The organism is Mycobacterium sp. NAZ190054, assembly GCF_001545925.1.
GTDB lineage: Bacteria > Actinomycetota > Actinomycetes > Mycobacteriales > Mycobacteriaceae > Mycobacterium.
Genome location: NZ_LMVQ01000405.1, coordinates 1 through 2,241 on the forward strand (window position 1 = coordinate 1; position 2,241 = coordinate 2,241).

At 69.7% G+C, this 2,241-nt stretch carries 1 protein-coding gene and 3 pseudogenes; 3 read left to right on the forward strand and 1 reads right to left on the reverse strand.

The features are described from left to right. Positions 1 to 257, forward strand: a pseudogene (locus tag ASJ79_RS34380) (DUF58 domain-containing protein); the annotation flags it as partial. 83 nt (positions 258 to 340) lie between these two features. On the opposite strand, the gene ASJ79_RS22870 reads toward ASJ79_RS34380, so the two are convergent. Further along, the gene (locus ASJ79_RS22870) at positions 341 to 1,333 is read right to left on the reverse strand and encodes a stage II sporulation protein M (protein WP_067960300.1); all 993 of its coding nucleotides are present in this window, start codon (positions 1,331 to 1,333) and stop codon (positions 341 to 343) included. A 28-nt stretch (positions 1,334 to 1,361) separates the two neighbouring features. Here ASJ79_RS22870 and ASJ79_RS22875 point away from each other — a divergent pair. Continuing rightward, positions 1,362 to 2,177: pseudogene (locus ASJ79_RS22875) on the forward strand (RDD family protein); the annotation flags it as partial. After that, positions 2,138 to 2,241 (forward strand): annotated as a pseudogene (locus ASJ79_RS35220) (short chain dehydrogenase); the annotation flags it as partial. The pseudogenes ASJ79_RS22875 and ASJ79_RS35220, both read left to right, overlap by 40 nt.

Here is a 2,241-nt window from a genome sequence, read left to right on the forward strand (position 1 = left end):
ACAGCAGAGCCGCCCGTCCGATCCTCGGTGATCGTCACGCCGAGGTGACCGTCGGCGAGATCGACTACGACTTCACCACTCTGGCCGCCACCCCCAGCGTCGTACCGCTGGTGGCGCTGCGGGCCCGCAACGACCGCCGCGCGGTGGCCTCGCGGCTGCGCAGCATGGGGGTGGAGGTGGTCGACGCACCGCCGGAAGAGCTGGCGCCCGACCTCGCCGATCACTACCTGGCGATGAAAGCCGCCGGCCGCCTGTAGCCCCCCAGTTCTCGCCGCGAGCAGACACAAACAGGCACGGATTCGACCCTTTCAGAGCGAGTTTGTGTCTGCTCGCCGGAAGGTCAGCCGGTCGGCACCACGTCGGGGGCGTCCTCGAGGTCGCCGGTCTCCCCGGCCAGCGCCGCCTTGCGGCCGAACGTGAACACGTAGCCGAAGAATGCCACCACCGCCGCGACCCCGATCGCGACCCGGACGAACGTCGGCAGCGACGACGGCGTCACGAAACCCTCGATCACCCCGGCCGCCAGCAGCACCACCGCCAGCCCGATCGCGACGGCGACCACCGCGCGGCCCTGCTCGGCCAGCACCTGTCCGCGCGGCCGGTCCCCCGGCGAGATCACCGACCAGCCCAGCCGCATGCCGACACCGGCCGCGACGAACACCGCCGTCAGCTCGATCAGCCCGTGCGGGGTGATCAGCCCGAGGAAGATGTCCCCCTTGCCGGCCTGGAACATCAGACCCGCGTTCACGCCCAGGTTCGCCGCGTTCTGGAACAGGATGTACGGAATCGGGATCCCGAGCAGCACCGACATCCCGATGCACTGCGCGGTCACCCAGGCGTTGTTCACCCAGACCTGCAGCGCGAACGAGCCGGCCGGGTGTTCGCTGTAGTAGTTCGCGAATTCGTGGTTGACCAGCTGCTCGATCTCACTGGGCGTGCCGATGGAGGCCTGCACCTCCGGCGAGTGCGCGATCCAGACCGCGATCACCGCCGCGACGGCGTAGAAGACCAGCCCGGAGGCGACCCACCACCGCCACGACCGGTACACGACCACCGGGAACGACACCGCCCAGAACCGGATGAACTCGCGCCACAGCGGGGCGTGCGCGCCGGTGACCACCGCCCGGGCCCGCGCCACCAGCCCCGAGAGTTTGCCGACCAGCACCGCGTCCGACCAGGACGACCGCGCGATCGACAGATGCGTCGACACCCGCTGGTACAGGTCGACCAGCTCGTCGACCTCCGCGCCGGTGAGCTTGCGCCGATTCTTCACCAGATGTTCGAGGCGCTCCCAGGTCGGACGGTTCGCCAGCACAAACGCATCGACATCCACTTCACGGATTTTAGTAGCGTGGCTGATTATGGTTGGCCAGCAACAGCCCGTGGTGACCGGTGACGCCGTCGTCCTGGACGTTCAGATCGCGCAGCTGCCGGTCCGCGCGCTGTCGGCGTTGATCGACGTCACCGTCGTGTTCGTCGTCTACGTCCTCGGCGTGATCCTGTGGGCGGTGACGCTGTCGCAGTTCGACGGCGCGTTCTCCGGTGCGGTGCTGATCGTCTTCACCGTGCTCGCGTTGGTGGGTTACCCGACGATCTTCGAGACGGCGACCCGCGGCAAGACGCTGGGCAAGATGGCGCTGGGCTTGCGGGTGGTGTCCGAGGACGGCAGCCCCGAGCGCTTCCGACAGGCCCTGTTCCGTGCGCTGGCCGGCGCGATCGAGCTGTGGATGCTCACCGGCGGCCCCGCGGTGCTGTGCAGCATGCTGTCGCAGAAAGGCAAACGTATCGGCGACATCTTCGCCGGCACCGTCGTCATCAGCGAACGCGCGCCCCGGCAGGCCCCTCCCCCGGCGATGCCGCCGCAGCTGGCGTGGTGGGCGTCCACGCTGCAGCTGTCCGGCCTGAACCCGGCGCAGGCGGAGATGGCGCGCCAGTTCCTCTCGCGCGCAAGGCAGTTGGATCCGCAGGTGCGCGACCAGATGGCCTACCGGATCGCCACCGACGTCGTCGCGCAGATCTCGCCGCCGCCACCCCCGGGCACCCCGCCGGAGATGGTGCTGGCCGCCGTGCTCGCCGAGCGGCACCGTCGCGAGCTGAGCCGGCTGCAGCAGGCGCCGGCGCCGACGCGTCACTGCGCGACCTCGATCTGTCGTCGCTCGACTCCGTCGCCGCCCTCGGCGAGACGCTGCGCCACGAGGGACGGCCCATCCACATCCTGATCAACAACGCCGGCGTGATGAC